Raw genomic sequence first — 13,742 nt, 5'->3', positions numbered from 1 at the left:
CCGAGTCGGAATGGTTATCTCGCCGAATAGGCGGTCACGAAGGGGTTCCGCGTCCCTAGGATTCCCGGGTACTCATGAGGCATGTGAGCCCATCGGGTCTGTGAATCTGCTGGCGTGCGCTCCCCCCACGCGAATCGACCATGGTCGCGGAGCGACGCGCCCGGAGGGGAATGCAATGTTTTCAGTTCGTGGGCGCGGCGCCGCCCGCCTCGCCGCCGCGACGCTGGTCTCCAGCCTCGTCGTGACCGGTGCCATAGCGACCGCCGGTCCGGCGCTCGCCGCCGACGGTGCCGCAGGCACCGGCGGTGTGACGGCCAAGCTCGGCGGCATGTCCGACCGCGGTGACGTCGAGATCGTCGAGAAGAACGGCAAGAAGTGGCCCAGGACGGTCACCGGCGGTCTGTTCAAGATGCAGGTCGAGGGTGGGGGTACCCTCCAGACCTACTGCATCGACCTCCGCACGGAGGCCAAGCACGACTTCGACTACAAGGAAGTCGGCTGGGGCGAGTCCTCCCTGCACAACAACGAGAACGCCGGAAAGATCCTCTGGGTCCTGGAGAACGCGTATCCGAAGTTCTCCGCCGAGGCGCTCGGCAAGAAGCTCGGGGTCGACCTTTCGAAGAACGAGGCCGCTGCGGGCACCCAGGCCGCGATCTGGACCTTCTCGGACGACGTGAAGGCCACCCCCAAGAGCAAGGACGCCCGGAAGCTGACCGACTACCTCCTCAAGGAGGCGGTCAAGCTCGAAGAGCCGAAGGCGTCCCTCTCGCTCTCCCCGTCCTCCGTGGCGGGCAAGGCCGGTGACCGGATCGGTCCGGTCACGGTCTCCACCAACGCCGAGATCGCCAAGGTCGCGACGGCCCCCGGCGCCCCGAGCGGCGTCAAGGTCGTCGACAAGGACGGCAAGGCGATCACCGAGGCCAAGAACGGCGCCGAGGTCTACTTCGACGTTCCCGCCGGCACCCCCGACGGCACCGCCGAGCTGACCGCCTCCGCCACCACCAAGGTCTCCCTGGGCCGCGCCTTCGTCTCCATCGACGGCCCCTCGCAGACCCTGATCCTGGCCGGTTCCAGCGACTCCACCGTCACCGCCAAGGCCTCCGCCACCTGGGCGAAGAAGGGCGCCGTCCCGGCCGTCACGGTCGCCAAGGACTGCGCCAAGGGCGGCCTGGAGGTCGTCGCCTCCAACAAGGGCGACGAGGACTGGACCTTCGACCTGAAGGGCACCTCGTACACCGTCGCCGCCGGTGAGACCAAGACCATCGCGGTCCCGCTCGCCGAGGACGAGGCGTACAAGTTCACCATCACCGGTCCGAACGGCTTCGCGGAGACCTTCGAGGGCGTCCTGGACTGCGAGACCGCCCCGCCCGGTCCGCAGCCGTCCGAGACCCCCGGCACGGAGCCCTCGACCCCGGCGCCGTCCCCGTCGACCCCGGACGCCACGACCGGCGGCACCACGGGCGGCGAGACCACCGGTGGCGACACCGAGGGCGGCACGACCGGCGACACCACCGGCGGTGACAACGGCACGACCACCGGCACCACCGGAACCACCGGCACCAGCACCACCACCGGTGGCGGCGACCTCGCCGAGACCGGCAGCTCCAGCGCCACCCCGATGATCGCGGGCATCGCCGCCGCGCTCGTCGTGATCGGCGGCGGCGCGGTGTTCTTCCTCCGCAGGAAGAAGGCCACCGGCCAGTGAGCCGCGATCCCGAAGCCGCGATCCCGAACCCGGGATCCCGGCGTCGTGATCCCGAATTCACGATCCTGACGTCGTGATCCCGAAGCCGGGACCCCGGCGCCGGCCCCGCGCCGGCCCGGGACCCCGGCCCGGGACCACGACCCATGGAGTGATCCGCGTCACAGTGTGCCCGCTCCGTGACCCCGCCCGACCCCGGACCGCGCGAGCGCCCGGGGTCGTGGCGCGTCCCCGCCCGGGTTCCCGCCCCGGTCCCCGCCGAGGTCCACACCCCGTTCCACCCCCGTACCCGCCTGGTGCGCCCTCGTCGCGCCCCCGTCGCGCCTCCATCCGGGCGCCGCGCTCCCGCCTCACCGGTTTTCGCCCCGGGCTGGCGGTCAGGCAAGATGGGGTGTATCTGCCCACTCACTCTTTGCCGGACGGTTTCTCTTGGCTGAGTACATCTACACGATGCGCAAGGCGCGCAAGGCGCACGGCGACAAGGTCATCCTCGATGACGTGACGCTGAGCTTCCTGCCGGGCGCGAAGATCGGTGTGGTCGGCCCGAACGGCGCCGGTAAGTCCACCGTGCTCAAGATCATGGCCGGCCTTGAGCAGCCGTCCAACGGCGACGCGTTCCTGTCGCCCGGGTTCTCCGTCGGCATCCTCATGCAGGAGCCGGTGCTCGACGAGACCAAGACCGTCCTGGAGAACGTCGAGGACGGCGTCGCCGAGATCAAGGGCAAGCTCAACCGCTTCAACGCGATCGCGGAGGAGATGGCGACCGACTACTCGGACGCGCTCCTCGAGGAGATGGGCAAGCTCCAGGAGGACCTGGACCACGCCAACGCCTGGGACCTCGACGCCCAGCTGGAGCAGGCCATGGACGCCCTCGGCTGCCCGCCCGGCGACTGGCCCGTCCACAACCTCTCCGGTGGCGAGAAGCGCCGCGTGGCGCTCTGCAAGCTCCTCCTTGAGGCCCCCGACCTGCTGCTCCTCGACGAGCCCACCAACCACCTCGACGCCGAGTCGGTGAACTGGCTGGAGCAGCACCTCGCGCAGTACAAGGGCACCGTCGTGGCCATCACCCACGACCGGTACTTCCTCGACAACGTCGCCGAGTGGATCCTGGAGCTCGACCGCGGTCGCGCCCACCCCTACGAGGGCAACTACTCGACCTACCTGACGAAGAAGTCCGAGCGTCTCAAGGTCGAGGGCCAGAAGGACGCCAAGCGCGCGAAGCGTCTGCGGGAAGAGCTGGAGTGGGTGCGGTCGAACGCCAAGGGGCGTCAGGCCAAGTCCAAGGCGCGTCTGGCCCGCTACGAGGAGATGGCGGCCGAGGCCGACAAGATGCGGAAGCTGGACTTCGAGGAGATCCAGATCCCGCCGGGCCCGCGTCTGGGCTCGGTCGTCGTCGAGGTCGAGAACCTCTCCAAGGCCTTCGGCGACAAGGTCCTCATCGACGACCTGAGCTTCACCCTGCCGCGCAACGGCATCGTCGGCGTCATCGGCCCGAACGGCGCAGGCAAGACCACGCTCTTCAAGATGCTCCAGGGTCTGGAGACCCCGGACTCCGGCAGCGTCAGGGTCGGCGAGACCGTCAAGATCTCGTACGTCGACCAGAGCCGCGCCAACATCGACCCCAAGAAGACGCTGTGGGCCGTCGTCTCCGACGAACTGGACTACATCAACGTCGGCCAGGTCGAGATGCCCTCCCGCGCCTACGTCTCCGCGTTCGGCTTCAAGGGCCCGGACCAGCAGAAGCCGGCCGGCGTGCTCTCCGGCGGTGAGCGCAACCGCCTCAACCTGGCGCTCACCCTCAAGCAGGGCGGCAACCTGCTGCTCCTCGACGAGCCGACCAACGACCTCGACGTCGAGACCCTGTCCTCCCTGGAGAACGCGCTCCTGGAGTTCCCCGGTGCGGCCGTGGTCATCTCCCACGACCGCTGGTTCCTGGACCGGGTGGCCACCCACATCCTCGCCTACGAGGGCGACTCCAAGTGGTTCTGGTTCGAGGGCAACTTCGAGTCCTACGAGAAGAACAAGATCGAGCGCCTCGGCCCGGACGCGGCCCGCCCGCACCGCGCCACGTACAAGAAGCTGACCCGAGGCTGAGGTCAGTGGCCAGACACCGCTACAGCTGCCCCCTGCGCTGGTCGGACATGGACGCCTTCGGGCACGTCAACAACGTCGTCTTCCTGCGGTACCTGGAAGAGGCGCGGATCGACTTCATGTTCCGGCTGGCGCCGGGGGACGGCTCCCCCTCGTTCTCCGGCGGGTCCGTCGTGGCCCGGCACGAGATCGACTACCTGCGCCCGCTGGTCCACCGGCACGAGCCGGTGATCATCGAGTCGTGGGTGACGAAGATAGGCGCGGCGTCGCTGACGATCGCGTACGAGATCAAGGACCCGGACGTCACCTACGTACGGGCCTCGACGGTCGTCGTCCCCTTCGACCTGGAAGCACAGCGTCCCCGGCGGATCACCCCCGAGGAGCGCGGCTTCCTGGAGGAGTACGTCGACGACGGGATGACGTCGGCCGCATGACCGTGCTCGCACCGCTGCACTTCGACGACGCCAGGGAGGCGGCGGCCCTCGCCGCCTTCCTGACCCGGCTCGTCCACTACGACCGGGCCGCCGCCGTCCGCCTCCAGGCGGGCGGCGGGGCGCTCGCCGTCTTCGGCCGGCCGCCGTCGTTCGAGGTCCTCGCGATCCGTACGGCCCGGCTCGTCGACGCGGCCGACTTCGACGTCACCGTCTCCGCCGGGGAACTCCTCGACGGCATCGAGGAGTCGGCGGGCAAGGCGGTCGTCCCCGGCGCCGTCACAGGCCCGCCCTGGGCCGGAGTCCTTCCGCCCCGCTCCGGCTGGCGGCCGGTCGAAGGACTGCCCACCGCCGCCGAGATGCGCGGCGCGGTCGCCGCCGCCGTCGCCGAGTTCCGCCGCCGGGACGGGGAACTGCCCGAGGAGCGGCGCACCCGGACCGAGCGCGACCTCATCGGCCGCGAGATCTGGTCCCGCACCCTGGCCCCCACCGGGCTGCCGCTGCGGGCCGTGCACGCGGCCCAGTCCCTGGGATTCCTGCCGCCCGCAGGGGTCGCCGCCTCCGCGCCGGTCGCGCTGTTCGCCTCCGGCCCGTGGCTCCGGCTGCGCACCCCGTACGGCTCGATCGCCCTGCGCACCGCCGCCCCGACGACCCTGTCCGTGGCCCCGGCGACCCCCCGGACCTGACCCCCGCCGGACCCGGACGCCCCCGAGACCCTTCCCCCGACGTCGTACGAGCTCCGCCAGGGCCCGGCTCCACCCCCGAGCCGGGCCCACTTCCGCCCCGCCCGCCACCAGCCCCCACCCCTGACCGCCCCCGCACGGCAGGGCGCGGCCGGGGGCTCACCCCTCCACGTCGTCCGGCCACACCCCGATGTGGTCCTGCTCCAGTTCCAGTGCCACCCGGTGCTCCATGCCCAGGGCCTGGGTGTAGTCCGCCGGGAGCTGGAGGCGGCCCGCGCGGTCGAGCATCGCGTACTCCCGTGCCACCAGGGACTCCTGGCCCTGCTCGTCGACCTCCGTGCGGCGCAGCACCTCGGAGGAGGTGCGGCCGTCGCGGATGGCGACCGTGCGGCGGACCTCGCCGGCGACCGCCTGGTCGTGGGTGACGATCACGATCGTCGTGCCGAGTTCCTCGTTGGCGCGCCGGAAGGCCGCGAAGACCTGCTCGCCGGTGGCCGAGTCCAGCTCGCCGGTGGGCTCGTCGGCGAGGAGGACGGCCGGGTTGTTGGCGAGGGCGACGGCGATGGCCACCCGCTGCTGCTGTCCGCCGGAGAGCTGGTGCGGGCGCCGGTCGCGGATCTCCGCGATGCCCAGCATCGAGAGCAGCTCCTCCGCCCGCTCGGCCTTCTGCTTGGCGCGGCCCCGCAACTGCATGGGCAGCGCCACGTTCTGGGCGGCCGTCAGATAGGGGAGGAGGTTGCGGGCGGTCTGCTGCCAGACGAAGCCGACGACCTCGCGCCGGTAGCGCAGCCGGGCCTTGCCGTCCATGGCGAGCAGATCGCACCCCGCGACCCGCGCCGCGCCCGCCGTCGGCACGTCCAGGCCCGCGAGGATGTTCATCAGCGTCGACTTGCCCGAGCCGGACGCGCCGACCAGGGCCATCAGCTCGCCCTCCTTGACGAGGAGGTCGAGTCCCTGGAGCGCCTGCACCTCCACCCCGTCGGTGGTGAAGATCCGCACCAGCCGGTCGCAGGCGATGAGCGCGTCATGGCCGTACGAGGGACGGTCCCGGCGTGCGGTCGCCCGCCGCTCCAGCTCCTCCAGGGTGGTGCCGGAGGCGGCCCCCGCCCCGGGCGCTGCCTCGCTCGGCGTACCGGACTTCGTCATCGTGCGTCTCCTGCCCTGAGTTCCTTGACCGAGCCCCTGCGCCCCGCCCACCAGGCCTGCCCGGCCGCGGCGGCGGCCGTCAGCAGGACCACCGCGACGGCGGGCACCACCAGCGACCACGGGTCCGCCCGCAGCGGGGCGGAGTCCAGCGGCGCGAAGCCCGGGGTGGTGGCGAGCGCGAGCCGGAAGAGGTCGATGCCGGGGGCGAGCAGCGGCACCGTCGCCCAGCCGACCAGCATTCCGCCGGCCGCCGCGAGCAGCGCCTGCGGCAGCGCTTCGAGTCCGAGGAGCCGCCGCCCCTGCTTCCGGGTGAGGCCCATCGTCCGCAGCCGGGCCAGCAGCATGGTGCGTTCCGGCGCGTTCTGGAGCAGCGAGAGCAGCACCGCGACCACGGCGAAACCGGCGCCCGCGCCGATCGCGCCGAGGTAGATCCGCTCGGCGCCCGACTGGAGCGGCGAGTCGACGTACCCGGTGCGTTCCTCGGCGCGCGTCGCCACTTCGAGGGAGGTCGTCTTCGCGCGTACGGCGGCCCGCAGCGCGGTCCCGTCGGCGGAGCCGGTGACGAGCAGTGCGGTGTCCGTGCGGTAGGTGAGGTCGGCGCCGTTGACGACGAGGAAGTCGGTGCCGGGCAGGGCCGGGGTGGTGGGCCGGACGGCGACCACCTTCACCCGGAACACGCCCGCCGCCGTCACGATCTCCTTCGGCTCGGTGCCGAGGCGTTCGGCGACCGAAGGCGAGGCGATCGCGGGCAGCACCCGCTCGGTCTGCGCCGCCACCTCCTTGCCACCCTTGCCGGTGGAGGCGAGCAGCCCCGCGGGGAAGGCGCCGAAGCCGGTGCGGTCGGCGAGCCGGGTGTACGAGCCGGGCTCGACTCCCACCAGGGTGCCGCTCATCGCCTGGACGGCGGTCCCCTGGGCGGACGGCAGCGACACGCCGTACTCGATCTGGAGCGGTGCCACGTCCCGTACGCCCGCCGTGCCCCGGATGCTCTCGACGAGGCCCCCGGGCAGCGGGGTCGACTGCGCGGAGCCGTCGATCCTGGCGTCCGCGCCGATCGCCAGGAGCGCGGCCCGGTCGCGGGCGGTGGAGACGCCCGAGAGGACCGAGCCGCCGAACGCCGCCGTGGTCAGCGCGAGGACCAGGGCGAGCAGCGGAAGCGTGCCCGTGGAGGAGGAGCGTCCGGCGCGGGCCAGGGCCAGCGGGCCGACCACCCCGCGCAGCCGGCGGGCCGGGCGGCCCGCCCAGCGCAGCGGCAGTGGGTAGATCCGGACGAGGAGCATCGCGGCGATCAGACCGACCAGCACGGGCGCGGCGCTGACCAGGTAGTCGCCGTCCTCGGCGCCGCGCAGCCGCAGCGAGGCGACGGCGCCGACGGCGAGGACGAGCAGGGTGAGTTCCAGGACCGTGCGGCGGGTCGAGGGGCGGGCGGTCAGCAGGTCGTCGCGCCCGCCGTGCAGCCGGGGCCGCCGGTGCAGGACGACCGCCCGCACGGGCAGTACCAGCGCGGCGATCAGCGCGACCCCGGCGGCGGCCAGCACCGACGGTGCCAGCGGGATGGCCTCGGTGCCACTGCCGGGACCCGTGCCCGGCGCCCGTACGGTCAGCACGGCGAGGCCCAGGGCGAGCGCGGCGGCGGGCAGGACGACCGCCGAGGTCTCGCCGAGCAGCCGGAGGCCGATGCCGGTGAGCGAGGCGCCTCGCGAGCGGATCAGGGCCAGCTCGCTGTCGCGGCGGGCGGTGAACAGGGCGCCCGTCATGGCGAGGACGACGGCGGCGACGGCCCCGATCCCGAAGACGGCGACGGCGACGACCGGGGTGATCGCCCCGCGCATCGAACGGTAGGAGTCGACGATCCCGCCGAGCCCGGTGGACATCGCTCCGGTGGGCCCGACGACCTGGCGCAGCCGCACCAGGTCGGGGCCGCCGGTCACCGAGTCGAGGGCGGCGGAGAGCGCTTCGGCGTCCCGTCCGGTGAGGTGCCCGGCGGTGGGCCGGTAGCGGAAGAACAGCTCGGGCTCGCCGGTGCCGGAGAGCAGCGAGGGCGCCGAGGCGGGGGAGACGAGCAGGGCCCCCTGCCAGAAGTACTTGACGTCGTCGCCGACGATCGGGGCGAGCGCGGGGGTGCCGAGGAGCGGCTCGACGGCCCAGTAGGTGCTCTCGGGGCCGCGCGGTTCCACGATGCCGGTGACGGTGAAGGCGAGGGGCTCGGCGCCGACCCGGCTGGGGACGTGGACGACGGAGCCGGGCTTGAGGTGCAGCGCCTCGGCGGTCTTCGCGGTCACCACTGCCTCGGGGCGGCGGGCGGTGCCCTCGGGGAGCCGCCCGGCGCGCAGGGTGCTGTGTCCCGCGAGATCGGAGGGGGAGGCGAGGACCAGCTCGGGAGGGATGCCGTCGGGCCGGGGCAGCCAGGGGTCGAGCCCTTCGACGCGCTTGACGGTGCGGATCCCGTGGACGGACTGGCGGGGGTCGGTCCGCAGCGGGGCGGGCAGCAGTCCGCTCGCCTCCCGGTACGCCTGGTCGAGGAGGTCGGGGGCGACGCCGGCCTCCCGGTTGGCGAGCGGCAGTTCGAGACCGGGTGCCTCGGTGGTCAGTTCGAGGACGCTGGTGCGGGGCGCGGCGGTGCCGATGTCGTGCCGCAGGCCCTCGGTCTCGTACACGTCCATGGCCCGGGGCAGCGCCGCCGCGAGGTAGGCGGTGACCAGGACCAGGAGGGCGAGCGAGAGGGCGGCCCAGGGCGCGGTCCGCAGCCGGGTCCGCACCCAGGGCGCCACGGCGCGGGCGGGCTTGTCGGGCCGGGACGACCGGGACCGGGGCATGTCGGGGGCCTTCCTGCGTACGGGGGAGGTGCCGGGGGCCGCCCCGGTGTCCGGCTCTTCGACGGGGGACATCAGCCCACCCCCTGGTGGCGCAGGGTCACGACGGGGTCCGTACGGCGCAGGGCGATGGCGGCGACCACGGCGAGCGGCAGCACGGCGACCCCGGCGAGCAGCAGGGCGACCTGGCCGAGGGGCAGTTCGACGAGGACCGGGGGCACCGGGCGGGCCGCCTGGCCGGTCAGGACGACCAGCGGGACGACGGCGCGGGCCAGGACGGTGCCGAGTCCGATGCCGATGAGCAGCCCGATGCCGATGAGGAGGCCCTGTTCGGCGGCGATCAGCCGGGCGAGGCGCCGCTGCGGGGTGCCGAGCGCCCGCAGGACGCCGAACTCGGCGGACCGCTCGCGCATGGCACCGGCCGAGCCGACGGCGAAGCCGACGGCGGCGAGCGCGGCGGCGGCCGCGGCGACGGCCATCAGGGCGGCGTTGGGACCGGCGCCCAGCGGGTCGCCGAGGAGTTCGCCCGCCATCTCGTCGCGGACGAGGACCTGGGCGGGGTCGGTGTTGGGCCGGGCGCGCAGGGCGGCGGCGACGTCGGCGGCGCGGCCGGGTTCCACGGTCAGCCACCACTCGGTCGCCGGGACGGTCACGGCCTCGTCGGTGGACAGGTACTGGTTGACCGCGGCCAGGTCGAGGAGGACCGTGCCGCCGTCCTCGGCGGTGGCCGAGGCGGCGGAGGCGGTGGCCGCGCCCGTGCCGGTGGTCGGCAGCTCGTCGACGACCTGGCGGACGACGACGTCGATCCGGCGCCCGCCGAGGGCGACCTCGACCAGGTCGCCGCGCTTGGCCCCGATGCCCGTCAGGAAGCTCCGGGTGGCGATCGCCTGGAGGTAGCCGGGCGCCTTCGCCCCGGGGGCGTTCATCCGGACGGTGTACGACTCGACGCCCATGTAGTTGGAGTCGAGGGGCGGCCCTGCGAGCTGGAAGGCGAGCCGGAAGGGCGCGGGCCGGCCGCCGGTCGCGGAGCCCGCGACACCGGAGGTGGGGATGGGCGACTGGGGGTCGCCCAGCCGCGTCTGCTCGAAGGAGTGCGCCCAGGTGGCGAGGGTCTCCCCGGGGGCGTGGACCTGTTCGCCGCCGTCGGCGCGGACGACGCCGAACCGCTCGACGTGCAGGGTCTGCGCGGCCTCCTCGCCGGGCTGGACGTCACCGCCGAATTCGAGTCCGGTGAGGGTGAGCAGGCCGGTGGAGCCCTGGTTCCCCTGCTCGCCGGGGGTGGCGGTGAGCGCGGCCAGATCGAGGCTCAGCCGGTGGACGCGCCGGTCGGCGGGCAGCTCGCCGAGGAGCTGCCGGTACGGGACGCCGTCCGGGTCCTCCAGGACGGCGGTGACCCGGGCGGGCCCGACGGGCTCGGCGAGCCGCAGGTCGACGGTGAGCGTCCGGGTCCCGGCGGGCAGGGCGAGCCCGGGGCGCGGCTTCCTCGGCGGCGCGAGCGGGCCGAGCAGGTCACGGACGGGGGTGCCCGCGAGGTCGGGGCGGAACAGCATTCCGTCGGCGGCCTTGCGGGTGTCCAGGGCCAGGACGGTCGCGCTCTTCCCCGAGACGTCCATGGTGGCGCGGTGCACGGGGGCGACCGCACGGACGCCCGGCACGGCGGCCAGCTGTTCGGTCTGGGTGGGTTCGCCGGGGCCCGAGCCGAGGACGCGGACGGCCGCACCGGCCCGGAAGTCGGCCTGGTCGCGCTGTGAACGCTCCCACGAGTTGCTCTGTCCGATGGCCAGCATGCCCATCGCCACGGCGAGGACGAGAAGCAGGACGGGGCCCGCGCCGCGCAGCGGGCGGCGGCTGAACTGCCAGCCAGCGAGGGCGACGGAGAGCCCCCGCCCGCCCGACGCGCGCCGCTCGGCCAGCTTGGCGGCGGGCGGCAGCAGACGCAGTGTCAGGACCGTTCCGGCGAGCAGGGCGAGGGCGGGGGCGGCGATCAGGACCGGGTCGATGGAGCCGCCGTCCGGCCCGTCGGCGCCGAGGGTGCCACCGGCGGCGGCGGGCCGCTGGAGCTGCCAGAAGGCGACGGCGGCGATGGCGAGCAGACCGAGGTCGGCACCGGCCCGGACGGGACCGGGCAGCGAGGCGGAGCGGCCCTTGCGCAGCGAGACGGCGGAGCCGTCCCCGGCGGCGAGCGCGGGGGCGACGACGGCCGCCGCGCAGCACAGGGCGACGGCGGCGGCGACCAGCCACACCGTGGCGGAGGGGCTCGTGTCCAGGCTGACGCCGAGCGAGGAGAGGTCGGACCGCTCGGCGAAGAGCCGGGTCAGCGGGGTGGAGAGCAGCGGGGCGGCGACGGCGGCGGGCAGCGCGAGCAGCAGCGCCTCGACGGCGGCGAGCCCGGCGATCCGGCGCCGCGAGCCGCCTCTGGCCCGCAGCAGCGCGGTCTCGCCGGAGCGCTCCGTGCTGAGCAGCCGGGCGACGAGCAGCAGCGCGTACGCGGCGAGCAGCACCAGCTGGACGGCGACGATCAGCAGCGTCGAGCGGGAGACGAGCAGGGCCCGCTGGGTCTGCTCCAGGACGGTCGGCAGCTTGGTGGAGACCGAGATCGTCGTCCCGAACGGGCCGGGGTCCTCGGCGAGCGCCTTCGGGCCCTCGGTCGAGGAGGCGCGCAGGGCGCCGACCCGGTCGGTGGTGAATCCGGCGTAGTCGGCGGTGCCGAGCCAGGAGGTGTCCCCGGAGCTGACCGCCCCGGAGGCGAGGACGGCGGGGTCGACGAGCAGCGGCCCGTACGTGGTGAAGGCGACCGTGCGCACTCCGCGCCCGCCCGCCGGGTCCAGCTGCCAGTACAGGTCGTGGGTGTCGACGGGCCGGTAGACGCCGGTGACCCGGGCCTTCACCGCCGGTCCGTCGAGCCGGTCGACGAGGGGGAGCACGGTGCCGGGGCCGATCCGCAGCCTGCGGGCGGCCTCTTCGGGCACCGCCGTCTCGATCACCCCGCCGGTCTTGGCGGCGGACGGCCAGGCGCCCTTGGCGAGGGCGAGCCGGGAGCGGTCGAGCGCGGCGAAGTGGGTGAGGTCGGGGTCTCCGGCGCGGGCGTCGGGCGACTGGAGGTCCCGGGGCAGCGCGTACGGCCCCGAGCGTTCGAGCCGCCGTACGGTCACCGGCAGTCCGTCGAAGGTCCGCCGGGTGCCTTCCTGGACGGCGGCTTCGGCGGAGGCGCGTTTGGCGGCCGGTATCTGACCGGTGACGAGGAGGGCGGCGGCGGGCGCGGAGCGCCCCCGCAGTCCGGCCTGGAGCGCCGCGTCACCGATCGCCCCGGAGAGGGAGGCGAGGGTGGCCAGCACCGAGGTGGTCAGGAGCACGGCGAGGAGCGCCGCGGCGAGCAGCAGCCGGTGCGCCCTGACGCGCAGAAATACGAACCCCGTCACCCATCCCCCTGGACAGCCTGAGCGTGGGGCGCGGTGCGGAACCACGCCGGACACTCCCGGTACTTCCTCCGGATGCTTTCAGAGTGCACGGGTGACTGGAAACAGCTGACGGACCGACCTTGATGGGATCGTGACCGTTATTCGGGGTTTCGACTCCGGAATGTGTTCGTCCGTGATCGAAGAGGTGGGAAACGAGACGGTGGGGATACGGGGGTCAGTCCGCCGAGTTCACCATCGACGCCGCCGCGTACGTCAGATAGCGCCACAGCTCGGCCTCGTGCTCGGGGGCGAGGGCCGCCTCGTCGAGGGCGGTCCGCATATGACCCAGCCAGGCATCGTGGGCCGCCCGGTCCACCTTGAACGGGGCGTGCCGCATCCGCAGCCGGGGATGTCCCCGCAGCTCGCCGTAGGTGCGGGGGCCGCCCCAGTACTGCATGAGGAAGAGCGCGAAACGCTCCTCGGCGGGGCCGAGGTCCTCCTCCGGGTACATCGGGCGCAGCAGCGGGTCCTCCGCGACGCCCTCGTAGAAGCGGCGGACCAGGCGGCGGAAGGTCTCCTCGCCGCCGACCTGCTCGTAGAAGGTCTGCTCCTGCACGGTTTCCCCGGGAATCTCGTTCACCGTTCCATCGTCTCAGACGACCCGTCCTAGGACCGGGGAACGAGGACCGGGGGCGGGGCCGGGGGAGCGCGGGCCCCCGGGGCGAGACCGGCGGAACCGCGCGGAAGGGGGCGGAAGGGGGCGGAACCGGCGCGGGGGCCCGGCGGGCGGTCCCGGAGGACCGCACCGCCGGGCCCCCGGGGGCGGGCGTGCGCCGGCTCAGCCGAGCCGGATCGTGATCGTCGTCCAGGCGCCGACGTGCACCCGGTCGCCGTCCTGGAGCGGCACCGGTACGTAGGGCTGGATCGGCTCCTCGCCGCCGTTGACCGTGGTGCCGTTGGTGGAGTTCTGGTCCACCACCGCCCACGAACCGTCCGGCTGCTGCACGAGCACCGCGTGCTGGTGCGAGACGCCCGGGTCCTCCGGCGGCACCGACAGATCGATGTCGGGGGCCTCGCCGGTGGAGTGCCGACGCCGTCCGATCGAGATCTGGCTGCCCTGGAGCGGCAGTTGCTTGGCCGGGGAGTACGCGGGCAGGTTCAGGCCCGTCGCCTCGGGGCCGCTGCGCTGCATCATCGCCAGGAAGTAGTCGCGGTCGGGAGCGACGACGGCCGTCCAGCCCTGCGGCGCGCGCGGCGGCTGGAACTGCTGCTGCGGGGGCCCCTGGTGCGCGGGAGGCTGCGGGGGTCCCTGGTGCGGCGGGCCCTGCGGAGGCCCTTGCGGGGTTGGGGGGGGGGGGGGGGGGGGGGGGGGGGGGGGGGGGGGGGGGGGCCGGGGGGGGGGGGGGGGGGCGGGGGGGGGGGGGGGGGGGGGGGGGGGGGGGGGGGGGCGGGGGGGGGGGGGGGGGGCGGGGGGGGGG

General features: G+C 74.1%; 9 protein-coding genes. 4 read left to right on the top strand and 5 right to left on the bottom strand.

What is annotated here, in order from left to right; translation table 11 throughout:
• Positions 1–175: 175 nt before the first annotated feature.
• The 4 genes from BU197_RS18175 to BU197_RS18160 all read left to right on the top strand — a co-directional run bounded on the left by BU197_RS18175 (position 176) and on the right by BU197_RS18160 (position 4,910).
• Complete coding sequence (locus tag BU197_RS18175) at positions 176–1,705, top strand: LAETG motif-containing sortase-dependent surface protein (protein ID WP_188269340.1); 1,530 nt, start codon at positions 176–178, stop codon at positions 1,703–1,705.
• A 426-nt stretch (positions 1,706–2,131) separates the two neighbouring features.
• Entirely contained in the window at positions 2,132–3,796 is a 1,665-nt protein-coding gene (ettA, locus tag BU197_RS18170; RefSeq protein WP_188269339.1) for an energy-dependent translational throttle protein EttA, read from the top strand.
• 5 nt (positions 3,797–3,801) lie between these two features.
• Positions 3,802–4,227: an acyl-CoA thioesterase gene (locus BU197_RS18165; RefSeq protein WP_188269338.1), complete on the top strand. Its 426-nt coding sequence runs from the start codon at positions 3,802–3,804 to the stop codon at positions 4,225–4,227.
• A complete protein-coding gene (locus tag BU197_RS18160) occupies positions 4,224–4,910 on the top strand; it encodes a hypothetical protein (RefSeq protein WP_188269337.1) in 687 nt (228 codons plus the stop codon). The genes BU197_RS18165 and BU197_RS18160 overlap by 4 nt, the downstream gene beginning before the upstream one ends.
• 156 nt (positions 4,911–5,066) lie before the next feature.
• Here the strand turns inward: BU197_RS18160 and BU197_RS18155 are convergent, their stop codons facing one another.
• The 5 genes from BU197_RS18155 to BU197_RS18135 all read right to left on the bottom strand — a co-directional run.
• The gene (locus BU197_RS18155) at positions 5,067–6,053 is read right to left on the bottom strand and encodes an ABC transporter ATP-binding protein (protein ID WP_188269336.1); all 987 of its coding nucleotides are present in this window, start codon (positions 6,051–6,053) and stop codon (positions 5,067–5,069) included.
• Positions 6,050–8,869, bottom strand: coding sequence for an FtsX-like permease family protein (locus tag BU197_RS18150; protein ID WP_188269354.1), 2,820 nt, complete (start codon positions 8,867–8,869; stop codon positions 6,050–6,052). The genes BU197_RS18155 and BU197_RS18150 overlap by 4 nt, the downstream gene beginning before the upstream one ends.
• A gap of 71 nt (positions 8,870–8,940) precedes the next feature.
• Positions 8,941–12,285 carry an FtsX-like permease family protein gene (locus tag BU197_RS18145; RefSeq protein ID WP_188269335.1) on the bottom strand — a complete coding sequence of 1,115 codons (3,345 nt, stop codon included), beginning with the start codon at positions 12,283–12,285 and terminating at the stop codon, positions 8,941–8,943.
• 214 nt (positions 12,286–12,499) lie between these two features.
• Positions 12,500–12,904 (bottom strand): globin, encoded by a 405-nt coding sequence (locus BU197_RS18140; RefSeq protein ID WP_188269334.1) that lies wholly within the window; start codon positions 12,902–12,904, stop codon positions 12,500–12,502.
• A 198-nt stretch (positions 12,905–13,102) separates the two neighbouring features.
• Positions 13,103–13,742: FHA domain-containing protein (locus tag BU197_RS18135; RefSeq protein WP_188269333.1), on the bottom strand; the 640-nt coding region annotated here is incomplete at its 5' end.

The organism is Streptomyces sp. CBMA291, from assembly GCF_014596525.1.
GTDB lineage: Bacteria > Actinomycetota > Actinomycetes > Streptomycetales > Streptomycetaceae > Streptomyces.
Note: the sequence above shows the minus strand (reverse complement) of the source record. Positions and strands in the feature narration are given on the sequence as shown.

Bases quoted from the DNA above. Each gene is read 5' to 3' on its own strand.
- BU197_RS18155 (WP_188269336.1), bottom strand. From the start codon at position 6,053: ATGACGAAGTCCGGTACGCCGAGCGAGGCAGCGCCCGGGGCGGGGGCC.
- BU197_RS18160 (WP_188269337.1), top strand. From the start codon at position 4,224: ATGACCGTGCTCGCACCGCTGCACTTCGACGACGCCAGGGAGGCGGCG.
- BU197_RS18175 (WP_188269340.1), top strand. From the start codon at position 176: ATGTTTTCAGTTCGTGGGCGCGGCGCCGCCCGCCTCGCCGCCGCGACG.
- BU197_RS18150 (WP_188269354.1), bottom strand. From the start codon at position 8,869: ATGCCCCGGTCCCGGTCGTCCCGGCCCGACAAGCCCGCCCGCGCCGTG.